Genomic DNA, 18,217 nt, shown 5'->3' on the forward strand with positions numbered 1-18,217 from the left:
CCGTCTTCGCGGGCGAAACGGAACGCCCGTCGTGAAACGCCGATCCCCGGCCCTCGCCGGGGATCGGCGGCCGCCGCTCAGTGCTGCCCGTTCACCGCCGCGAACGCCTGGTCGTAGCGCCCCTCGCGCTCGGCGTTGCGCAGGAAGGCGACGCGCTGGACCGTGTTCTCCGGCCCGTTCGGGTTCGCCTCCAGCAGCGCGACCGTCTCGGCGATATATTCGTCGAGCGGCATCGAATTGGGGTTCTCCGCGTGGCCCGGCATCAGGTCGGTCGCGACCGCGGGCGGAGCGATCTCGATCACGTCGATGCCGGTGGCGCTGAGTTGCGCGCGCAGGCTCTGGCTCCAGCTATGGATCGCCGCCTTGGTCGCCGAATAGGTCGGCGTCGCGACGAGCGGCACAAAGGCAAGCCCCGACGAAACCGTCAGGATCGACGCCTTGGGCTGCGCGCGCAAATGCGGCAGCAGCGCCGCCGTCAGCCGGATCGGGCCGAGCAGGTTCGTCGCGATTGTCGCCTCGGCGGTGTCGAGCGCGAAGCCGTCGGCGAGCAGATCCTCAGCCTGCATGATGCCGGCATTGTGGATGACGACGTTGAGCGCGGGGTGCGCGGCGGTGATCGTTTGCGCGAACGGCGCGATCGCCGCTGGGTCGGCGACGTCGAGTTGCGCGACCGCGATGCCCGGCACTTCGGTGGCGAGCGCTTCGAGCGCGTCGAGCCGTCGTCCGGCGACGATCACATGGTTGCCGCGTTCGTGCAGGGCGATGGCCAGCGCGTGGCCGATGCCCGAGCCGCCGCCGGTGATGAGGATGGTGTTGCCGGTGATGTTCATGATGCGTCTCCCGTGGGTGGTGGACGCCATGTAGTCGATCGCGTACCTTCCGAAAGTAAGCACCGCAAAGTGCGGTACGTACCGAAAGGAAACCGTGGAGCCCCGCCCCTCCTATCCGCCGCTCGATCCGCGTGTCGAAGCGCTCGTCACCGAGGTGATCGGGCGCGTGGCCGACAAATGGACGATGATCGTGCTCGAGGCGCTGACCGAACATCCGGTGCTGCGCTTCACCGAACTCTCGCGCGAGGTCGCCGGGATCAGCCAGAAGATGCTCACCCAGACCTTGCGCGCGATGGAGCGCGACGGGCTGGTGATCCGCACCGTCCACCCGGTCATCCCGCCGCATGTCGAGTACCGGCTGACCGACCTCGGCTTCAGCCTCAGCGAGGCGTTTTGCGGCGTGTGGACATGGGCGGAGGCGAATATCGACCGCATCGATCGTGCGCGGCAAGATTTTGACACGCGCAAAATGGGATAGCAGCGTTCCCTTTCCCAAAGAGTGACATTAAGGCGGGGCGATCCGGAGAAGCCCACCATGTCGAACGAATCCAACGTCCAGTTTTCCGAACGTGAAGCGCTGCTGTTCCATTCCGAGGGACGGCCGGGCAAGATCGAGATCATCGCCTCCAAGCCGATGGCGACGCAGCGCGACCTCGCGCTCGCCTATTCGCCGGGCGTGGCGGTGCCGGTGCTGGCGATCGCGGCCGATCCGGCGACCGCTTATGATTATACCGCCAAGGGCAATCTCGTCGCGGTGATCTCGAACGGCACCGCGATCTTGGGGCTGGGCAATCTCGGCGCGCTCGCCTCCAAGCCGGTGATGGAGGGCAAGGCGGTGCTGTTCAAACGCTTCGCCGATGTCGATTCGATCGATCTCGAGCTGAAAACCGAGGACGTCGACCGCTTCATCGACGCGGTCGAGCTGATGGAGCCGAGCTTCGGTGGCATCAACCTTGAGGATATCAAGGCGCCCGAATGTTTCGTGATCGAGCAGACGCTGCGCGAGCGGATGAACATTCCGGTGTTCCACGACGATCAGCACGGCACCGCGATCATCGCTGCCGCCGGGCTCATCAACGCGCTGTTCCTTACCGGCCGGGACATCAAGACCACCCAGGTCGTCGTCAACGGTGCCGGTGCCGCCGCCATCGCCTGCGCCGCGCTCATCAAGGCGATGGGTCTGCCGAGCAATAATCTGCTGATGTGCGACCGCTCCGGCGTGATCTATCAGGGTCGCGAGAACGTGAACCAGTGGCAGTCGGCGCACGCCGCGCTCACCGAACGGCGTACGCTGGAAGACGCGCTCGACGGGGCGGACGTGTTCCTCGGCTTGTCGGCCGCCGGCGCGCTGCCCGCAGAATATCTGATGAAGATGGCGCCCAAGCCGATCATCTTTGCGATGGCCAATCCCGATCCCGAGATCACTCCGCCCGACGCCAAGCGCGCGCGGCCGGACGTCATCATCGCCACCGGCCGGTCGGACTATCCGAACCAGGTCAACAACGTGCTCGGCTTCCCGTTCATCTTCCGCGGCGCGCTGGACGTGCGCGCGACGACGATCAACGACGAGATGAAGGTCGCCGCAGCACAGGCGCTCGCCGCCCTCGCGCGCCAGCAGGTCGCGGAGGAAGTCGCGCAAGCCTACGGCGTGCAGCACCGCTTCGGCCCCGATTACATCATCCCCGCCCCGTTCGATCCGCGCCTGATGGAGATCGTGCCAGTCGCCGTCGCCAAGGCGGCGATGGACTCGGGCGTCGCGACCAAGCCGATCCTCGACCTCGAAGCCTATCGCCAGAGCCTGCGCGCGCGGCTCAACCCGACCACCTCGGTCCTGACGCTCGCCTATGAAGGTGCGCGCGCGCATCCCAAGCGCGTGCTGTTCGCGGAAGGCGAGGAGGAGACGGTGCTGCGCGCCGCGATCGCGTTCAAGGACGGCGGCTACGGCGTGCCGGTGCTGGTCGGCCGCGACGACGTGCCCGACCGGCTGCGCGCGCTGGGGGTGACAGACCCCGACGCGTACGAACTGCACAACAGCCGCAACTCGCCGCTGGTGCCGCGCATGGTCGATTTCCTCTACGCCCGCCTCCAGCGGCGCGGCTTCCTGCGCCGCGATTGCGAGCGGATGATCAACCAGGACCGCAACATCTTCGGCGCGGTGCTGCTCCAGCTCGGCGAGGCCGATGCGATGATCACCGGCACGACGCGCACTTACGCGCAGACGATGCGCGAGATCCGCCGCGTCATCGACTGCGAGGGCGGCCGCACCCCGTTCGGCATCCACCTGATGGTCGGCCAGACGCACACCGTGTTCCTTGCCGACACCACCGTCAACGAACGCCCGACCGCCGAACAGCTCGCCGACATCGCCGAGCAGACCGCCCTGGTCGCGCGGCGGATGGGGCATGAGCCGCGCGTCGCCTTCCTCAGCTATTCGACCTTCGGCAACCCGGGTGGCGTGTTCCTCGACAACATCCGCGATGCGGTGAAGGTGCTCGATGGACGACAGGTCAGCTTCGAATATGAAGGCGAAATGTCGGCGGACGTCGCGCTCAACCCCAAGCAGCTCGCCAATTTCCCGTTCGCGCGGCTGTCGGGGCCAGCCAACGTGCTGGTGATGCCGGGGCTGCAATCCGCCAACATCTCCGCCAAGCTGCTGCGCGAGTTGGGCGGCGACGCGGTGATCGGGCCGATGCTGGTCGGTATGGAGAAGAGCGTGCAGATCGCGCCGATGACCTCGACCGCGAGCGAGCTGGTGACGCTCGCCGTGCTGGCGGCAGGCGGCATCGCGCGCTGACGCGGTGAGGCCGCGTTAGCGCGCCCGCGCCTGCACGAACGCGCTCGCCACCCAGCCCGACCGACATGTCCCCGCATAGCCGCGCGGGGAAGCGACCGGCGCGTCGACACCGCAATCGGCCGCGCTGCCACCGGCGGGCGGCACCACCACGCCCTGCCAGCGCTGATCAAGCGAGTGCGAGCACAACAGCAGCGCGGTGCCGTTGGCGAGCCGCGCCACCTCGCTCGCCTCGGCGAACGGAGCGGCGCGCAGCGGCAGATAGGCCTCACCCGATGGCGACAGGTTGACGACAGTGCCGTTGCCCGCGCAGGCGGCGAAACCGGCGCCGCCCTCGCCGATCCGCACCGGCTGGACGCCGGGCGACAGCTGCGCCTCCTGCTCGCCAGCGTTGTAGATCGCATCGGCATCGCCCGACGTGCCGCGTGAGGAGCAGGCGAGCAGAAGCAGGCACAGGGCCGGAACGATCGATCTCATATCCGTGATTCTACAGGGTTAGCGGCGATCTGGCGAGCGCGGACGCCACCCGTTCGCGCCGGAGCGCGGGACCTCAGGGCAGTCATCGCCGGTCAAACACGCTTCGTCGGAAAAGGTTCCATTCGTCGGCACGCGGCCTTTCCTTCCCTCCTATGACCTGCTCAAGAGACTTCAACACAGCCTGAGACCTTTGGGGGGTCGCATGAAATTCCACGTTCTTGCAGCGCGATTCGCGCTGGTGTTGTCCTGCGCCCTGACGATGGCGGCCCCTGCGGCGGCGCAGTTCTGGCAGTGCGCGCCCTATGCCCGCACGATCTCGGGCATCGAGATCCGCGGCAATGCGAACACCTGGTGGTCGCAGGCAGCCGGCCGCTACGAGCGTGGCCGCGCTCCCAAGGTCGGCGCGGTGCTCGCCTTCTCCGCGACCAGCCACATGCGCATGGGCCATGTCGCGATGGTCAGCCAGGTGGTGAACGATCGCGAGGTGCTGCTCACCCACGCCAATTGGTCGCGCCGCGGCGGTATCGAGACCAACGTCCGCGCGGTCGACGTGTCGGCGAACGGCGACTGGAGCATGGTCAAGGTGTGGTACGGCCCGCAGCACGATCTCGGCACCACCGCCTATCCGACCAAAGGCTTCATCTATTCGGATCACGCCGGCCGCATCGAGAATGCGCAGCCCGACACCGACACGCCCAAGATGACGCTGGCGAGCGCCGACACGGGTGCGGGCGACACTGCCGACTTCTGAGACGTCGCCGGTTCGACAGCAAAACGCCCTCCCGTCGCGAGACGGGAGGGCGTTTTGCTTTTGGGCGATGCGCGGCGGTCAGGCCGGTTTGAAGGTCATCGCCACGCCGTTCATGCAATAACGCTTGCCGGTCGGCGGCGGGCCGTCGTCGAAGACGTGGCCGAGGTGCCCACCGCAGCGCCGGCAATGCACTTCGGTGCGCGACATGCCGAGCGAGCCGTCGTTCCGCGTCCGCACCGCATTGGCGAGCGGCGCCCAGAAGCTCGGCCAGCCGGTGCCGCTGTCGAACTTGGTCTTGGAGGAGAAGGCCGGCAGCGCGCAGCCCGCGCAGGAGAAGATGCCGGCACGATGCTCGTTGTTGAGCGGGCTGGTGAACGGCCGCTCGGTGCCCTCGTGGCGGAGCACGTCATAGGCGGCGGGCGAGAGCTTCGCTTTCCACTGCGCGTCGGAGAACCGCACCTCGAAATGCTCGGGCGGCGCGGCGGACGCCCCCCGGCAGCCGAACAGCGCGAACGCCGCCGCGCCCGAAGCGGTGAGCGTCAGGAAATGTCTGCGGTCGTGCATTGTCGCACATCCTCTTTGCGAACGATGTCAGACATATAGGTACGCGGCGATCGAATACACGGATGCGTGCCGCTACTCCGCCACCGGCTCGGCCGGACGCGCCGCGCGCTTGAACCACGTGCCCCCGCCCGATTGCAGCACGCCGCGCCGGAACGCGCGCGCGCCAAGCGTGATCGCGATGCCTACCCACAAAGCCTGCCACGCCAGCGCGAGCAGGTGCGGCCACACCTCGGGGAAGTTCGCCGCGTGCGCCGCCATCGCGAACGGCGAGCTGAACGGGAAGATCTCGGCAAAGCGCGTCACCCAGTTATCCGCGCCGCCCGCCGCACGCAGCGCGAGGCTGAACATCAGCACCTGCACGATGGTGATCGGCAGCGACAGCATCTGGAGTTCGCGCGGGGTGGTCGCCTGCGCGCCGACGCCGAGGAACACCGCGCCGAGCAACATGTAGGCCATCGCAAAATAGGCGAAAAACAGCGGCACGAACAGCGGCAGCCCGATCGCCGGACCGATCTCGCCGAGCCCGCCCGCCATCCCGGCGGGCAAGATGGACGTCACCTGGCTGGCGAGCGTGCCCCAGAAGCCGACGAACAGCACCGCCGAGCCGAACATGCCGAGCAATTTGCCGAAGAACACCGCCTCCAGCGGCACGGCGGCGGCGAGGATCTCGACCACCTTGTTGTTGCGCTCCTCCGCCATCGTGCCGACCGCCTGACCCGACAGCAGCAGCGACAGGAAGAAGATGCCGAACACGCTGAAGAACGCCGCCTGGGCATGCCCGCCCGAGGAGGCGCGCGCGCGCGCGATGGCGGTAAAGCTGGCGGTGCTGACCGGCCCCGTGCCGCTCGTCCGCGCGCGCAACGTCCCCTCGGCGAGTTCGGCGAGGTAGCGCGAATCGCCGCGCCCCTGCGCGCCGTAGAGAACCTTGGGCGCGGCGAGATCGCCGTACAGCGCCGCGGTCGTATCGGGCCCGTCGCCCGAGAAGGCGGCGCGCGCCTGCGCATGCGGGTCGGCGCTGGGCGTCTCGAAGGTCAGCACCGGCGGCTGGTCGGATCGGCCGAACAGTTTCCGCAAGCGCGCATCGGTGGCGCGCATCGCCGGGCGCTCGGCCGGCGCGACGATCGCGACGATCTGCGCCTTTTCGACCGCATTGGTCGCCATGGACGATGCGCCGAGCCCACCGATCAGCCCGAACGACAGCATGATGACCGGCGAGAGCAGAAACATCAGGAAGGTCGGCGTGAACACGGTCGCGACGAAATCGCGCCGCGCGATCGTCAGCGTCTGGCGCAGGATGCGGCGGGTGTTGCTCATGCCGTGATCTCCTTGCCTTCGGCCGCCGCCGCGCCAACGATCCGCACGAACGCGTCATGCAGGCCCGGCCGCTCGATCGAAAGCCCGGCGATGCCGTAGCCGCCGTCGATCAGCCGCCTCAGCGCCGCCTCGACCCCGCCGTCGGGCACGGGGAAACGCCAGCCGTCGGGGCGATGCTCCGCGCCGTCGGGGAGGAAGGCGGCGACGCCGGCGTCGTCGCGGTCGGGCACGTAGTGCGCGCGCATCGGCAGCAGCCCGCGCGCCTCCGCAACGGTGCCCTCGAACCGATGCCTGCCGCCGGCGATGATGGTCAGCCGGTCGCACAGCCGCTCGGCATGCGCCATGACGTGGGTGGACATGACGATCGTCGCGCCCCGGTCACGCTCGGCGAGGATCAGCGCCTCGAGCCGCTCCTGATTGACCGGGTCGAGCCCCGAGAACGGCTCGTCGAGCACCAGCAGTTCGGGCTGGTGCACCACCGAGCCGAGCAACTGGACGAGCTGCGCCATGCCCTTCGAAAGCTTGCGGATCTTGGTATCGGCGGCATGGCCGAGCCCGGCGGTCTCGAGCAAGCCGACCGCGCGTTTGCGCCCGGTCCTGAGGTCGAGCCCACGCAAAGCCCCCATGAAGGCGATCGCATCCTTGGCGCGCATCGCCGGATACAGGCCGCGCTCCTCGGGCAGATAGCCGACGCGGTCACTCGCGTCGCGCGGGTGGCTCTCGCCGAGCAGGGTGCGGTGGCCGCCATCGGGCTCGATGATGCCGAGCAGCATACGCAAGGTGGTGGTCTTGCCCGCGCCGTTGGGACCAAGCACGCCATAGATTGCGCCGCGCGGCACCGCCACATCGACGCCGTCGACCACGCGCTTGCCGCCGAACGTCTTCACCAGCCCACTCGCGCTGATCGCCAGATCGCCTGCCACTCGAACCCTTCCGTTGGTGCCCGCTTTCAGGAGGCGGCCGCGCCGTGGTAGCGGGCAAGCATGAACGAACACAACCCGCTAGAGGTCCAGCCGCTGGTGGCCCGGCTGAAAGCGCAGGCGACGGCGCTTGGCTTCGCGGCCTGCGGGGTGGCCAGCGCCGATGCGACGCCGCAGGCGGGCGCGCGGCTGCACCAGTGGCTGGCGGAGGGGATGCACGGCGACATGCTGTGGATGGCAGAGCGTGCCGGGCAGCGCGAAAGCCCCGCCGCACTGTGGCCGGCGGTGCGCAGCGTGATCGCGCTCGGCATGAGCTACGCTCCCGCCGCCGATCCGCTCGCGCTGGCGGACGAAGGCGAGATCGGGCGCATCTCGGTCTATGCGCAGGGCGGCGATTATCACGATGTCGTCAAGCGCGCGCTCAAGGCACTGGCGCGCTGGCTGGTGGCGGAGGCGCCGGGCGCGGACGTCAAGGTGTTCGTCGATACCGCGCCGGTGATGGAGAAGCCGCTCGCCGAGGCCGCCGGGATCGGCTGGCAGGGCAAGCACACCAACATCGTTAGCCGCGACGGCGGGAGCTGGCTGTTCCTCGGCGCGATCTACACCACGCTCGATCTCGTGCCCGATGCGCCCGGCGGGGATCGCTGCGGGTCGTGCGACGCCTGCCAGCGCGCCTGCCCGACCGATGCCTTTCCCACACCCTACCGGCTCGATGCGCGGCGCTGCATCTCATATCTGACGATCGAACATGCCGGGCCGATCCCGGTGGAGTTCCGCGCCGGCATCGGCAACCGCATCTATGGCTGCGACGATTGTCTGGCGGTGTGCCCGTGGAACAAATTCGCGGCAAGCGCGGCGGCAAACCGCGCCTTCCTGCCGCGCGCGGAGATGGTCGCGCCCGCGCTCGCCGATCTGCTCGCGCTGGAGGATGCGGATTTCCGCACGGTGTTCGCGGGCTCGCCGATCAAGCGGATCGGGCGCGACCGGATGATGCGCAACTGCCTGATCGCGGCAGGCAACAGCGGCGCGGCGGCTCTGGTCGAGCCGGTCGCACGACGGCTCGCCGATGCGTCGCCGGTGGTGCGGGGTGCGGCGGTGTGGGCGCTGGCGCGACTCGACCCGGCGCGCGCGGCGGTGGAGAAGGTGCGGGCGGCAGGTGAGACAGATGCCGACGTCGTCGCGGAGTGGGCGACCCTCTAAACACCCCTTTCCGTTCGTGCCGAGCGAAGTCGAGGCACCTGCGCACCGGGCTTGTCCCTCGACTTCGCTCGGGACGAACGGTTTATATCCCTGTGTGCTGCGTAGCTGCCGGGTGGCCCGTGGGCCATATCAGAGCACAGGCCCGCGCACCCAGTACCTCGATATGCCCTCGATACGGACCTGCGGCCCTACTCGATCGCTACTTGGCACGAAGGGTTTTGCTGGCGAGTGCCGGGAATCTTCAACTCCCCGCGTAGATCTCCACCACCAGCGCGCGCGCGACCGCCGGCTCGGCACCATGGAGCGCGACGGTGAGATCATGCGCAAGCTGGCGCGCGTCGACCGCCTCCGCCGGTGAGGCGTAGAGGCGGGAAAACTCGTTGCCGGCACTCGTCGCCACTGCGCGAAGTTGCGGCGCCTGCTCGGTGAGCCGCGCCGCGCCTGCCGCATCCTTCGCCTGCAACACCAGCTTGAAGCGCAGCTTGCCCGAAATGCGATCGGCATCGACGATCGGCACGGTGATGCTCTCCATCGGCACCAGGTTCTGCGTGTTCGCGCCCGCCTTCTCTCCGCCTGACGCAGCGACGCCTTGCGGCAGCAGCGCCACGGCGGCGGCAAGGGCAACGGGCAGGATACGCAAAGGTGGACACTCCATTCGGCGCATCGCGGACCACCGCCCGCGCCGTCACCCTCCTATAATAGCAAGAAATACAGGATGTCGTTCGATGAGCCGTGACCAGAAACCGGGCAAGGTACGCCATGTCGGCGCGGTGCAGGAGCGCCGCGGCGCCGATCCAGCGAGCGTGCCCGGCGCGACCGCCGACGAGGCGAGCGCCACCGCGCCAAGCCCCGCCGCGGCGGGCGATGCGCCAGCGCCTGCGAAGAAAGCCGGCATCGGCCTGATCGCGCTGCTGATGTTCCTCGTCTTCGCAGGCGTGGGCGGCGGCGGCATCGTTTTCCTCGCGCCCTCGCTGGGGTTGTTGCCATGAGGCGCGTCTGGCCGATCGCCATGCTGCTGCTCGGCAGCGCGAGCGCGCTTGCGGCGACGGTGCCGGTCGGGCGGCTGCCCGGCTTCGCCGCGACGCTCGCCAATATGGCCGTGCCGAGCGGGCCGGGTGGCTGGCAAGTGATCGACGGCGGCAAGCTGCGCAGCGAACTTGTGCGCGGCGGCCGCGCCGGGCGGCAGGCGGCGCGCTGGGACATGGCGCGCAGCTTCCTCGGCCGCGCGCACGGCGCCGAGGCGATGGGCGTGCTCGACCTGATGCAGCAGGACGATCCCGATCTCGCGCTGGTGCCCGCCTTCCTGCTCGCGCGCGGCGCGGCGCTGACCCTGCTCGACCGCCCGGTCGAGGGGCTCGCCGCGCTCAACGCGCCGATGCTCGCCGACAATCCGGAAGCGTGCGCGTGGCGGCTGCGACTGCTGAGCGCGCAGAGCGGCATGGGCGACGGCGCGCTCGCCCAAGTCGGCTGTGCGCTGCCGGCGATGCAGGCACGCCAGGGCGGCGCGCGGCGGCCGTTCGTGCTCGCGGTCGCGTCCGCAGCGGTCGACCAGAACCAGCCGCAGCGCGCGCTGCACTGGCTCGGCATGCTCGGCGATGGCGACGTCGCCGCCAACCTGCTGCGCGGCAAGGCGCTGTATGCAAACGGCGATGCGCAGGCCGGGCGGCTGCGGCTCGACCGCGTGCAGGCGGCCGGCACGTTCGAACAGCGCATCGACGCGAAGCTGAGCGGGATCGAGGCTGCGGTCGCCCACCGCCAGACCTCGCCCGCGATGGCCAAGCAGGTCGATCAAATCCGCTTCGAATGGCGCGGCGGCGATATCGAGGAGCGGGCTTTGCGCGTCGGCTACAAACTGGCGGGCGCGTCGAACGATCTGCGCGGACAATTGTCGAGCGGCGCGCCGCTGATCCGCTATTTCGCGATCGGCAAGGATGCCGGGCCGATGCTGACGCAGTTGCAGGCGGCGCTCGGCGCGGCGATCGCGCCGGAGAGCAAGCTGTCGACCGGCGATGCCGCCGGGCTGTTCTGGGATTACCGCGATCTCGCCCCCGGCGGCGCTGCGGGCGATGCCATGCTCAACCAGCTTGCCGGGCGCTTGCAGGCGGCAGGGCTGTTCGAACGGGCGGGCGATCTGCTCGCCTATCAGATGACCGCGCGCGCGCAGGACATTGAAAAGGGTCCGCTCTCGGTACGCGTCGCCAGCCTCTACATCCTCGCCGGCAAGCCCGATCGCGCGCTGAAGGCGCTGCGCGACACCGCCGCCCCGCCCTATCCTGATGACATGCTGCATGCCCGCCAGCGGGTCGAGGCGGTGGCGCTGTTCCAGCTCGGGCATGCCGATCAGGCGCTGGCGGTGCTCGAAACCGTGCCGGGGTCAGATGGGATCAAGTCCGAAGTGGCGTGGCAGAGCCGCGACTGGACGACGCTCGCCGCCGCACCGTCGCGCACGCCGCACGGTACGCTCGCGCCGGTCGATCAGGCGCTGGTGCTGCGCCGCGCGGTCGCGCTGGGGATGCTCGGGCGCGAGCCGGAGCTGGCCAAGCTGCGTGCGGGCTATGCGGCCGGCTTCCGGGGCACGCCCGCGCAGGCGGCGTTCGACCTGCTGACTCAGCCGGTCGGCAAGCTGACGCCCGACGCGATTGCCAAAGCGATGGCGGCGATCCCGACCGCAAGTCCCGCGGGCGACCTCGCCGATCTGTTCGCGGCGAAGGGGGCGCTGTCGAGTTAGAACGCTCCGTTCGTCCTGAGCGAAGTCGAAGGACGTGCCCGAAACGGCGGCGTCTGCCCTCTGCGCACGTGCTTCGACTTGGCTCAGCACGAACGGAAGGTTGGCTAAACCGTCAGGCCCTGCAACAGCTTGGGCACATCGCCGCTCTCGCCGCGCGCTTCGGCCATGAAGCGGTTCTTGAGCGGGGGCAGCCGGTCGACCGCCGACAGGCCGAAGCGGCGCGCCGCATTGGCGGTCCGGCCCGGAATGCCGAACAGCCGGGTCAGCCCATCGGTGGCGGCGGCGACCATGAACGTGTCGAGGCTGCGCCACCGCTCGTAGCGCGCGAGCAGTTGCGGATCGCCGAGGTCAAGCCCGGTGCGCTTGCCCTCGACCAGCACCTCGACCAAAGTCGCCACGTCGCGGAAGCCGACGTTGACGCCCTGCCCCGCGATCGGATGGATGCCATGCGCCGCATCCCCCACCAGCGCGAGCCGTTTCGAGGTGATCGTCGCGGCATGGTGGAAGCCGAGCGGATAGCTCCACCGCCCGCCGAGCGGACCCAAGCGCCCAAGGAAGCCGCCCATTTTCTTCTCGCATTCGGCGAGGAAGCCGCGTTCGGACAGCTTGACCATGCCCGGCGCCTCGTGCCGCTTGACCGACCAGACGATCGCCGAGCGGTGGCCCTCGGTATCGTCGTTGAGCGGCAGGATCGCGAACGGCCCCTGCGGGTAGAAGATCTCGAACGCGATGTTTTCGTGGGGATGTTCGTGGTGCAGCGAGGTGACGATCGCGCTGTGGTCGTACTGCCAGCGCGCGACCTTGAGCCCCGCCGCCTCGCGCGTCGGCGAGTTGCGACCCTCGGCGGCGATCAGCAGCTCGCCGCGAATCACGTCGCCCGAATCGAGCGTGACGGTAACGCCGTGCGCACCCCGATCGATCGCGACCGCGCGCGTCTTCATCCGCACCTCGACGCCGGGCGCGGCCTGCGCCGCCTCGAACAAGGCACGGCGCAGCAGCCGGTTCTCGAACATCGTGCCGAGCGCGCCCTCACCCGCCTCGGGTGCGAAGTCGAGCTTGCCGGGATCGAGCCCGTCGCTGACGCGGATGCCCTCGATCGGGCAGCCCACCCCCGCCAGCCGATCGACCACGCCGATCGCGCCGAGCATCCGGTACGGCGCGCTCGCAATCGCCGATGCGCGACCGTCGAAGCCGGCGGCGAGGATCACCTCCGGGTCGGCGATATCGATCACGATCGCGCCGAGACCATGCGCCGACAGCGCGACGGCCAGCGCGCTGCCGACCAGGCCGCCGCCCAGGATGATGACGTCTGCTTGGTTCATGGCGCTGCATGTAGCGACTATGGCGGAGTGTGCCAATCTTGACGCCAGGCCCCCCAAGCGCGATGATGGAACCAACAGCGCACATTCAGGGAACTTATCATGGCGAGCCGCGTGCAGCCGCCGCTATGGCGTGAAACGGTGAAGGCCGGTGCGATGCGCAGCAGCCGCGTGATGGCTGCGATGGCGATCGTGCTCGGGCTGATCGCTTTCGTCGTGGCGCTGGCGAGCTACCATTCGGGCGATCCGTCGTTCAACACCGCCTCGGCCGGGCCGGCGCGCAACTGGCTCGGGCCGGCGGGCGCATGGGCTGCCGACATCACGCTGTTCCTGTTCGGGCCGATCGTCGTGCTGATGATGCCGGTGATGGTGCTGATCGCGCTCAGGCTATGGCGCGATGTGCCGGTCGGGCGCTGGCGGCTGATGCTGCTGCTCGCCACCGGCGGCGTGATCCTGATGGCCACGACGCTGGCGCTGATCTCGGCGACGGCGGTGCTGTGGCTGCCCGCCGGCTGGGGCGGGCTCGCCGGGCTTACGCTCGCCGATCTGATCCGCTTCGCGTTGGGCTTCATCCCCGATCAGCAGGCGATGCTGTGGACCGCGCGCGGGCTCGGCGCGGTGATCGGGCTGGCCGGCCTCGCCTGCTGGGCATCGAGCTTCGTCGTCGGGCTGGACGGCGCGACGATCAAGCGGCCCTTGAAGGCGCTCGCCGATTTACGCGAACGCTCCGCGCTCGAACGCGAGCGTGCGCGCGACGACGAGGATGATGACGTAGAACTAGTCGAGGACGTGCGCCGCAAGTCCGACGCACCGCGCATCACCGTGCCGCGCGCGCTCGCCACGCCCGACGAGCGGCCCGCGCCGGTCATCAGCGACCGGACGATGGCGGCGGTGGCGGCACCCCGCCCCAAGGCGCAGCAGACCTCGTTCGACCTCGGCGACAGCTCGCAGCTTCCCTCGATCGAGCTGCTCAAGCCTGCGCCCGCTTCCGTCGGGGGGCCGATCGACAAGGCGGCGCTCGAGCGCAATGCCCGGCTGCTCGAATCGGTGCTCGACGACTTCCATGTGAAGGGATCGATCGTCAACGTGCGGCCCGGCCCGGTCGTGACGATGTACGAGCTGGAGCCCGCGCCCGGCATCAAGGCTAACCGCGTCATCCAGCTTGCCGACGATATCGCGCGCAACATGTCGGCGATTTCCGCGCGCGTCGCGACCATCCCGGGGCGCACCGTGATCGGTATCGAGCTGCCCAATGCGCGCCGCGAGATGGTGGGCTTGCGCGAACTGATCGACGCGATCGAGGATGAGCCGGGCGGGCTGCCGCTTGTGCTCGGCAAAAACATCGCCGGCGATGCGGTGATCGCCAATCTGGCACCGATGCCGCATCTGCTCGTCGCGGGTACGACCGGCTCGGGCAAGTCGGTGGGCTTGAACAGCATGATCCTGTCGCTGCTGTACCGGTTGCGGCCGGACCAGTGCCGCATGATCATGATCGATCCGAAGATGCTCGAACTGAGCATGTACGACGATATCCCCCACCTGCTCTCCCCTGTCGTGACCGATCCCGCCAAGGCGGTGCGCGCGCTGAAATGGGCGGTCGAGCAGATGGAGGATCGCTACCGGCAGATGTCGTCGGTCGGCGTCCGCTCCCTCGCCAGCTTCAACGACAAGGTGCGTGCCGCCAAGGCCAAGGGCCAGCCGCTCGGGCGCAAGGTGCAGACCGGCTACGATCCCGACACCGGCGCGCCGACCTATGAGGAGGAGACGCTCGACTATCAGATCCTGCCGCAGATCGTCGTGATCGTCGACGAGTTGGCCGATCTGATGATGACCGCTGGCAAGGAGGTCGAATTCCTCATCCAGCGGCTCGCGCAGAAGGCGCGCGCGGCGGGCATCCACCTCATCATGGCGACGCAGCGCCCCTCGGTCGACGTCATCACCGGCGTCATCAAGGCGAACTTGCCTACCCGCATCAGCTTCCACGTCACATCCAAGATCGATTCGCGCACCATCCTCGGCGAACAGGGCGCGGAGCAACTGCTCGGCAAGGGCGACATGCTCTACATGCCCGGCGGCAAGGGCATCGTGCGCGTCCACGGCCCGTTCGTGTCGGACGACGAGGTGCATGCGGTCGCCGATCACTGGCGCTCGCAGGGTCGGCCCGACTACATCTCCTCCGTCACCGAGGAGCCCGAGGAGAGCTTCGCGATGGACGGCGCGCCGGCCGGCGAAGACTCGGCCGAGGACCAGCAGTATCGCAGCGCGATCCAGCTCGTGTGCGAAAGCCAGAAGGCGTCGACCTCGTGGCTTCAGCGCCAGTTGCGCATCGGCTACAATTCGGCCGCGCGGCTGATCGAGCGGATGGAGAAGGACGGCATCGTCGGCCGCCCCGATCATGTCGGCCGCCGCGAGGTGCTGCGCGACCGCGAGGGCCATCCGGTCTGAACACATCCGGAGCGGCCGCGTTCAGTGCGGGTTCAAACCGCGCCACTTAGGCGTGGCCGCGAAGATTTCAGGAGTTCTTGCATGATCCGATCGCCGGTCTGGGCGCTGCTCGCCGCGCCCGCCCTCGTTGCTGCCGCCCCCGTCAGCGGCGACCTCGCGCTCGTCCAGCAGCACTTACGCAGCGTTCAGACGATGACCGCCGACTTCACCCAGACCGACCGCGGTGGCAAGGTGGTGACGGGCACGCTGACGCTCAAGAAGCCCGGCAAGATCCGCTTCCAGTATGAGAAGGGCGTGCCGATCCTGATCGTCGGCGATGGCAAGGCGCTGACCTTCATCGATTATTCGGTTCGGCAGGTGCAGCGCTGGCCGATCGGGTCCACGCCGCTTGGCGTGCTGCTCAATCCCGACAAGGACATCGCCGGGGTCGCGCACGTCGTCGAAACCGCCGATCCACGCATCGTCTCGATCGATGCCAGCGATTCCAGGCATCCCGAGTTCGGGCGAATCAACATGGTCTTCGCGCGCGATGCCGCCGCGCCGGCAGGGCTGCGGCTGGAGGGTTGGGTCGCACTCGATTCGCAGGCCAACCGCACCACCATCCGGCTGTCGAACCAGCGCTTCAACACATCGGTCAGTGATGGGATGTTCCGCTGGGTCGATCCGCGGTCGAAATCGCCCAAGGGATGAGATCGTGAACCGGTATGTTTCCTCACGGAAACACAATAACCGCGATGTCACGCGTTTTGTTCAGATCCGTTCATAGTGGCGACAGGTTCGCGAGCCTAAACGGGCTTTGCGGTTGCGGAGACCTTGAGATTTCCCCCTGTTGCTTGAGGCTCCGCTCCCCGCCTGCGTGACGAACGCCGGTCGGCCCTCGCTCCATGCCCCCGGAGCGAGGGCCTTTTCGTGTGCGCGTCCGTGCTGGCGCAGCGCTGCGCCGATAGCTACATGCCGGCAATGACTTCCCCCGCCGCAAACACGCTGAAGATCGTCTCGTGGAATATCAACTCGGTGCGGTTCCGCATCGAGATCGTCGAACGCTTCCTTCGCGAAGCCGCACCCGACGTGCTGTGCCTTCAGGAAACCAAGGTGATCGACGGCGACTTCCCGGCCGCCCCGTTCAAGGCGCTCGGCTACAGGCACATCATGCTCCACGGCCAGCGCATGCACCACGGCGTCGCGATCATCAGCCGCGTGCCGCTGGTCGAGGACGACCGGCTCGACTGGCAGGCCAATCGCGAGGCGCGGCACATCGGCGTGCGGCTGGAGAACGGCATGCGGATCGAGAACGTCTATGTGCCGGCGGGCGGCGACGTGCCCGATCGCGAGGTGAACGCCAAGTTCGGCCAGAAGCTCGATTTCGTCGAACGGATGACGGCGTGGTCGCGGAGCCTCACCGCGCCGACTTTGCTGGTCGGCGATTTCAACATCGCGCCGCTGCCGTCGGATGTGTGGGGGCACAAACAATTGCTGAACACGGTCAGCCACACGCCCGTAGAGGTCGACGCGCTCGACCGGCTCAAGGCGTCGAACTCGTGGGTCGATCTCGGGCGGCATTTCCACCCTGCGCCGGCGCGGCTGCATACCTGGTGGAGCTATCGCTCGCCCGATTTCACCGTCAACGATCGCGGGCGTCGGCTCGATCATATGTGGGCGACCGCCGACGTTGCTGCGAAGGCGGTGTCGCATACCGTGTTCGAGGATTGTCGGAGCTGGCTCAAACCCTCCGATCATGTGCCGATCATGACCGAGTTCGCCGCATGAGTGATCCACAGGCGACCGCGATGGCGATCGACGCGCTGCGGCGCGGCTGGCCGATCGCGATCCGCGGGGGCGACGGCGTGCTCGCGCTGCTGCCGATCGAGACTGCCGATCCCGCCCGGCTCGCGGCGTTCGATCCCGGTGGAGACGCGCCGGTGCTGCTCAGCGCCGGGCGCGCCGCCACGCTGAAGCTCGCCAACCAGCGTGAGGCTGCCGCGCCCGACGCGCCGGTGCTGGTCGAGCGTGCGCCGTGGCTCGATTTCGCGGTCGCGACCGCGCTCGCGGATCCGCAATATGATCTGCAAAACCCGCTGATGGGGCCGTTCCGCGCGATCCCGCTCGCGCAAGGCGAGGCGGCGAGCGCAGCGCTCACACTCGCGCGCATCGGCGGGGTGCTGCCGGCGTTCTTCGCTCTGGCGGACGGCTCGGCCGCGCTGACGATCACCCCCGCCGACATCGCCGCGCATGAGGACGCCGCGCGCCTCACCGTCGCCACCCATGCGCGGCTGCCGGTCGCGGGCGCCGAACAGGCTGAAATCTATGCGTTCCGCACTCCCGAGATGCCTAGCGAGCACGTCGCGCTGGTGATCGGCACGCCCGACGGCACCCCGCCGCTGGTACGCCTGCACAGCGAATGCCTGACCGGTGACGTGCTCGGCAGCCTCAAATGCGATTGCGGGCCGCAACTCGATGCGGCGATCGCCGCGATCCAGGCGAGCGGCTGGGGCATCCTGCTGTATCTGCGGCAGGAGGGGCGCGGCATCGGCCTCATCAACAAACTGCGCGCTTATGCGCTTCAGGATCAGGGGTTCGACACGGTCGACGCCAACACCCGGCTCGGCTTCGCGGTCGATTCGCGGAATTTCGCGGTGGCGGCGCGGATGCTCAGCCTGCTGGGGCAGGATCGGGTGCGGCTGCTCACCAACAATCCCGAAAAGGTCGCACAGCTCGAAGCCGCCGGGATCACCGTCGCCGAGCGCGTGCCGCACATCCTGCCGGCGAACGCACATAACGAACGCTATCTCGCCACCAAGCGCGACCGCACCGGCCACCAGTTCTGACGCTGCGCTTGCCACCTTTTCAGGGCTGGCCGGCGTTACCATCTCCGCACCGC

17 protein-coding genes are annotated in these 18,217 nt (G+C 68.6%); 10 read left to right on the forward strand and 7 right to left on the reverse strand.

The features are described from left to right. Window positions 1–77: 77 nt before the first annotated feature. Window positions 78–830 carry an SDR family oxidoreductase gene (locus AC3ANX_RS19920; protein WP_488334945.1) on the reverse strand — a complete coding sequence of 251 codons (753 nt, stop codon included), beginning with the start codon at window positions 828–830 and terminating at the stop codon, window positions 78–80. A gap of 94 nt (window positions 831–924) precedes the next feature. Here AC3ANX_RS19920 and AC3ANX_RS19925 point away from each other — a divergent pair, with 94 nt between their 5' ends. Next, window positions 925–1,308: a winged helix-turn-helix transcriptional regulator gene (locus AC3ANX_RS19925; RefSeq protein ID WP_488334946.1), complete on the forward strand. Its 384-nt coding sequence runs from the start codon at window positions 925–927 to the stop codon at window positions 1,306–1,308. Window positions 1,309–1,365: 57 nt separating this feature from the next. Then, window positions 1,366–3,624, forward strand: a complete 2,259-nt coding sequence (locus AC3ANX_RS19930; protein WP_488334947.1) for an NADP-dependent malic enzyme — start codon at window positions 1,366–1,368, stop codon at window positions 3,622–3,624. Between the two features lie 15 nt (window positions 3,625–3,639). Here AC3ANX_RS19930 and AC3ANX_RS19935 read toward each other — a convergent pair whose 3' ends face one another. Continuing rightward, window positions 3,640–4,098, reverse strand: coding sequence for a hypothetical protein (locus AC3ANX_RS19935; RefSeq protein ID WP_488334948.1), 459 nt, complete (start codon window positions 4,096–4,098; stop codon window positions 3,640–3,642). Between the two features lie 202 nt (window positions 4,099–4,300). On the opposite strand from AC3ANX_RS19935, the gene AC3ANX_RS19940 reads away from it, so the two are divergent. Then, window positions 4,301–4,849 (forward strand): CHAP domain-containing protein, encoded by a 549-nt coding sequence (locus tag AC3ANX_RS19940; protein ID WP_488334949.1) that lies wholly within the window; start codon window positions 4,301–4,303, stop codon window positions 4,847–4,849. 78 nt (window positions 4,850–4,927) lie between these two features. On the opposite strand, the gene msrB is transcribed toward AC3ANX_RS19940, so the two are convergent. From msrB to AC3ANX_RS19955, 3 genes are all read right to left on the reverse strand, one after another. Further along, window positions 4,928–5,413, reverse strand: coding sequence for a peptide-methionine (R)-S-oxide reductase MsrB (msrB, locus tag AC3ANX_RS19945; protein WP_488334950.1), 486 nt, complete (start codon window positions 5,411–5,413; stop codon window positions 4,928–4,930). Window positions 5,414–5,485: 72 nt separating this feature from the next. Beyond that, window positions 5,486–6,727 carry an ABC transporter permease gene (locus AC3ANX_RS19950; RefSeq protein WP_488334951.1) on the reverse strand — a complete coding sequence of 414 codons (1,242 nt, stop codon included), beginning with the start codon at window positions 6,725–6,727 and terminating at the stop codon, window positions 5,486–5,488. After that, a complete protein-coding gene (locus AC3ANX_RS19955) occupies window positions 6,724–7,650 on the reverse strand; it encodes an ABC transporter ATP-binding protein (protein ID WP_488334952.1) in 927 nt (308 codons plus the stop codon). The genes AC3ANX_RS19950 and AC3ANX_RS19955 overlap by 4 nt, the downstream gene beginning before the upstream one ends. Before the next feature lie 60 nt (window positions 7,651–7,710). Here AC3ANX_RS19955 and queG point away from each other — a divergent pair, with 60 nt between their 5' ends. Then, a complete protein-coding gene (gene queG / locus AC3ANX_RS19960; protein ID WP_488334953.1) occupies window positions 7,711–8,847 on the forward strand; it encodes a tRNA epoxyqueuosine(34) reductase QueG in 1,137 nt (378 codons plus the stop codon). 241 nt (window positions 8,848–9,088) lie between these two features. On the opposite strand, the gene AC3ANX_RS19965 is transcribed toward queG, so the two are convergent. Next, complete coding sequence (locus AC3ANX_RS19965) at window positions 9,089–9,487, reverse strand: hypothetical protein (protein WP_488334954.1); 399 nt, start codon at window positions 9,485–9,487, stop codon at window positions 9,089–9,091. A gap of 85 nt (window positions 9,488–9,572) precedes the next feature. On the opposite strand from AC3ANX_RS19965, the gene AC3ANX_RS19970 reads away from it, so the two are divergent. Both AC3ANX_RS19970 and AC3ANX_RS19975 read left to right on the forward strand, forming a co-directional pair. Then, a complete protein-coding gene (locus AC3ANX_RS19970) occupies window positions 9,573–9,836 on the forward strand; it encodes a hypothetical protein (RefSeq protein ID WP_488334955.1) in 264 nt (87 codons plus the stop codon). After that, window positions 9,833–11,575, forward strand: a complete 1,743-nt coding sequence (locus AC3ANX_RS19975; protein WP_488334956.1) for a hypothetical protein — start codon at window positions 9,833–9,835, stop codon at window positions 11,573–11,575. Before AC3ANX_RS19970 ends, AC3ANX_RS19975 begins: the two co-directional genes overlap by 4 nt. Window positions 11,576–11,679: 104 nt before the next feature. Here AC3ANX_RS19975 and AC3ANX_RS19980 read toward each other — a convergent pair whose 3' ends face one another. Then, on the reverse strand, window positions 11,680–12,897 hold the full coding sequence (locus tag AC3ANX_RS19980; protein ID WP_488334957.1) for a UbiH/UbiF/VisC/COQ6 family ubiquinone biosynthesis hydroxylase: 1,218 nt from the start codon (window positions 12,895–12,897) through the stop codon (window positions 11,680–11,682). 99 nt (window positions 12,898–12,996) lie between these two features. On the opposite strand from AC3ANX_RS19980, the gene AC3ANX_RS19985 reads away from it, so the two are divergent. From AC3ANX_RS19985 to ribA, 4 genes are all read left to right on the forward strand, one after another. After that, window positions 12,997–15,339 carry a DNA translocase FtsK gene (locus AC3ANX_RS19985; protein ID WP_488334958.1) on the forward strand — a complete coding sequence of 781 codons (2,343 nt, stop codon included), beginning with the start codon at window positions 12,997–12,999 and terminating at the stop codon, window positions 15,337–15,339. Window positions 15,340–15,420: 81 nt separating this feature from the next. Next, complete coding sequence (locus AC3ANX_RS19990) at window positions 15,421–16,029, forward strand: LolA family protein (RefSeq protein WP_488334959.1); 609 nt, start codon at window positions 15,421–15,423, stop codon at window positions 16,027–16,029. Window positions 16,030–16,290: 261 nt separating this feature from the next. Continuing rightward, window positions 16,291–17,106, forward strand: coding sequence for an exodeoxyribonuclease III (locus AC3ANX_RS19995; RefSeq protein ID WP_488334960.1), 816 nt, complete (start codon window positions 16,291–16,293; stop codon window positions 17,104–17,106). Continuing rightward, a complete protein-coding gene (gene ribA / locus AC3ANX_RS20000) occupies window positions 17,103–18,164 on the forward strand; it encodes a GTP cyclohydrolase II (protein WP_488334961.1) in 1,062 nt (353 codons plus the stop codon). The genes AC3ANX_RS19995 and ribA overlap by 4 nt, the downstream gene beginning before the upstream one ends. The last annotated feature ends 53 nt before the right edge of the window (window positions 18,165–18,217 follow it).

This window comes from Sphingomonas sp. BRN-1R, assembly GCF_057748035.1.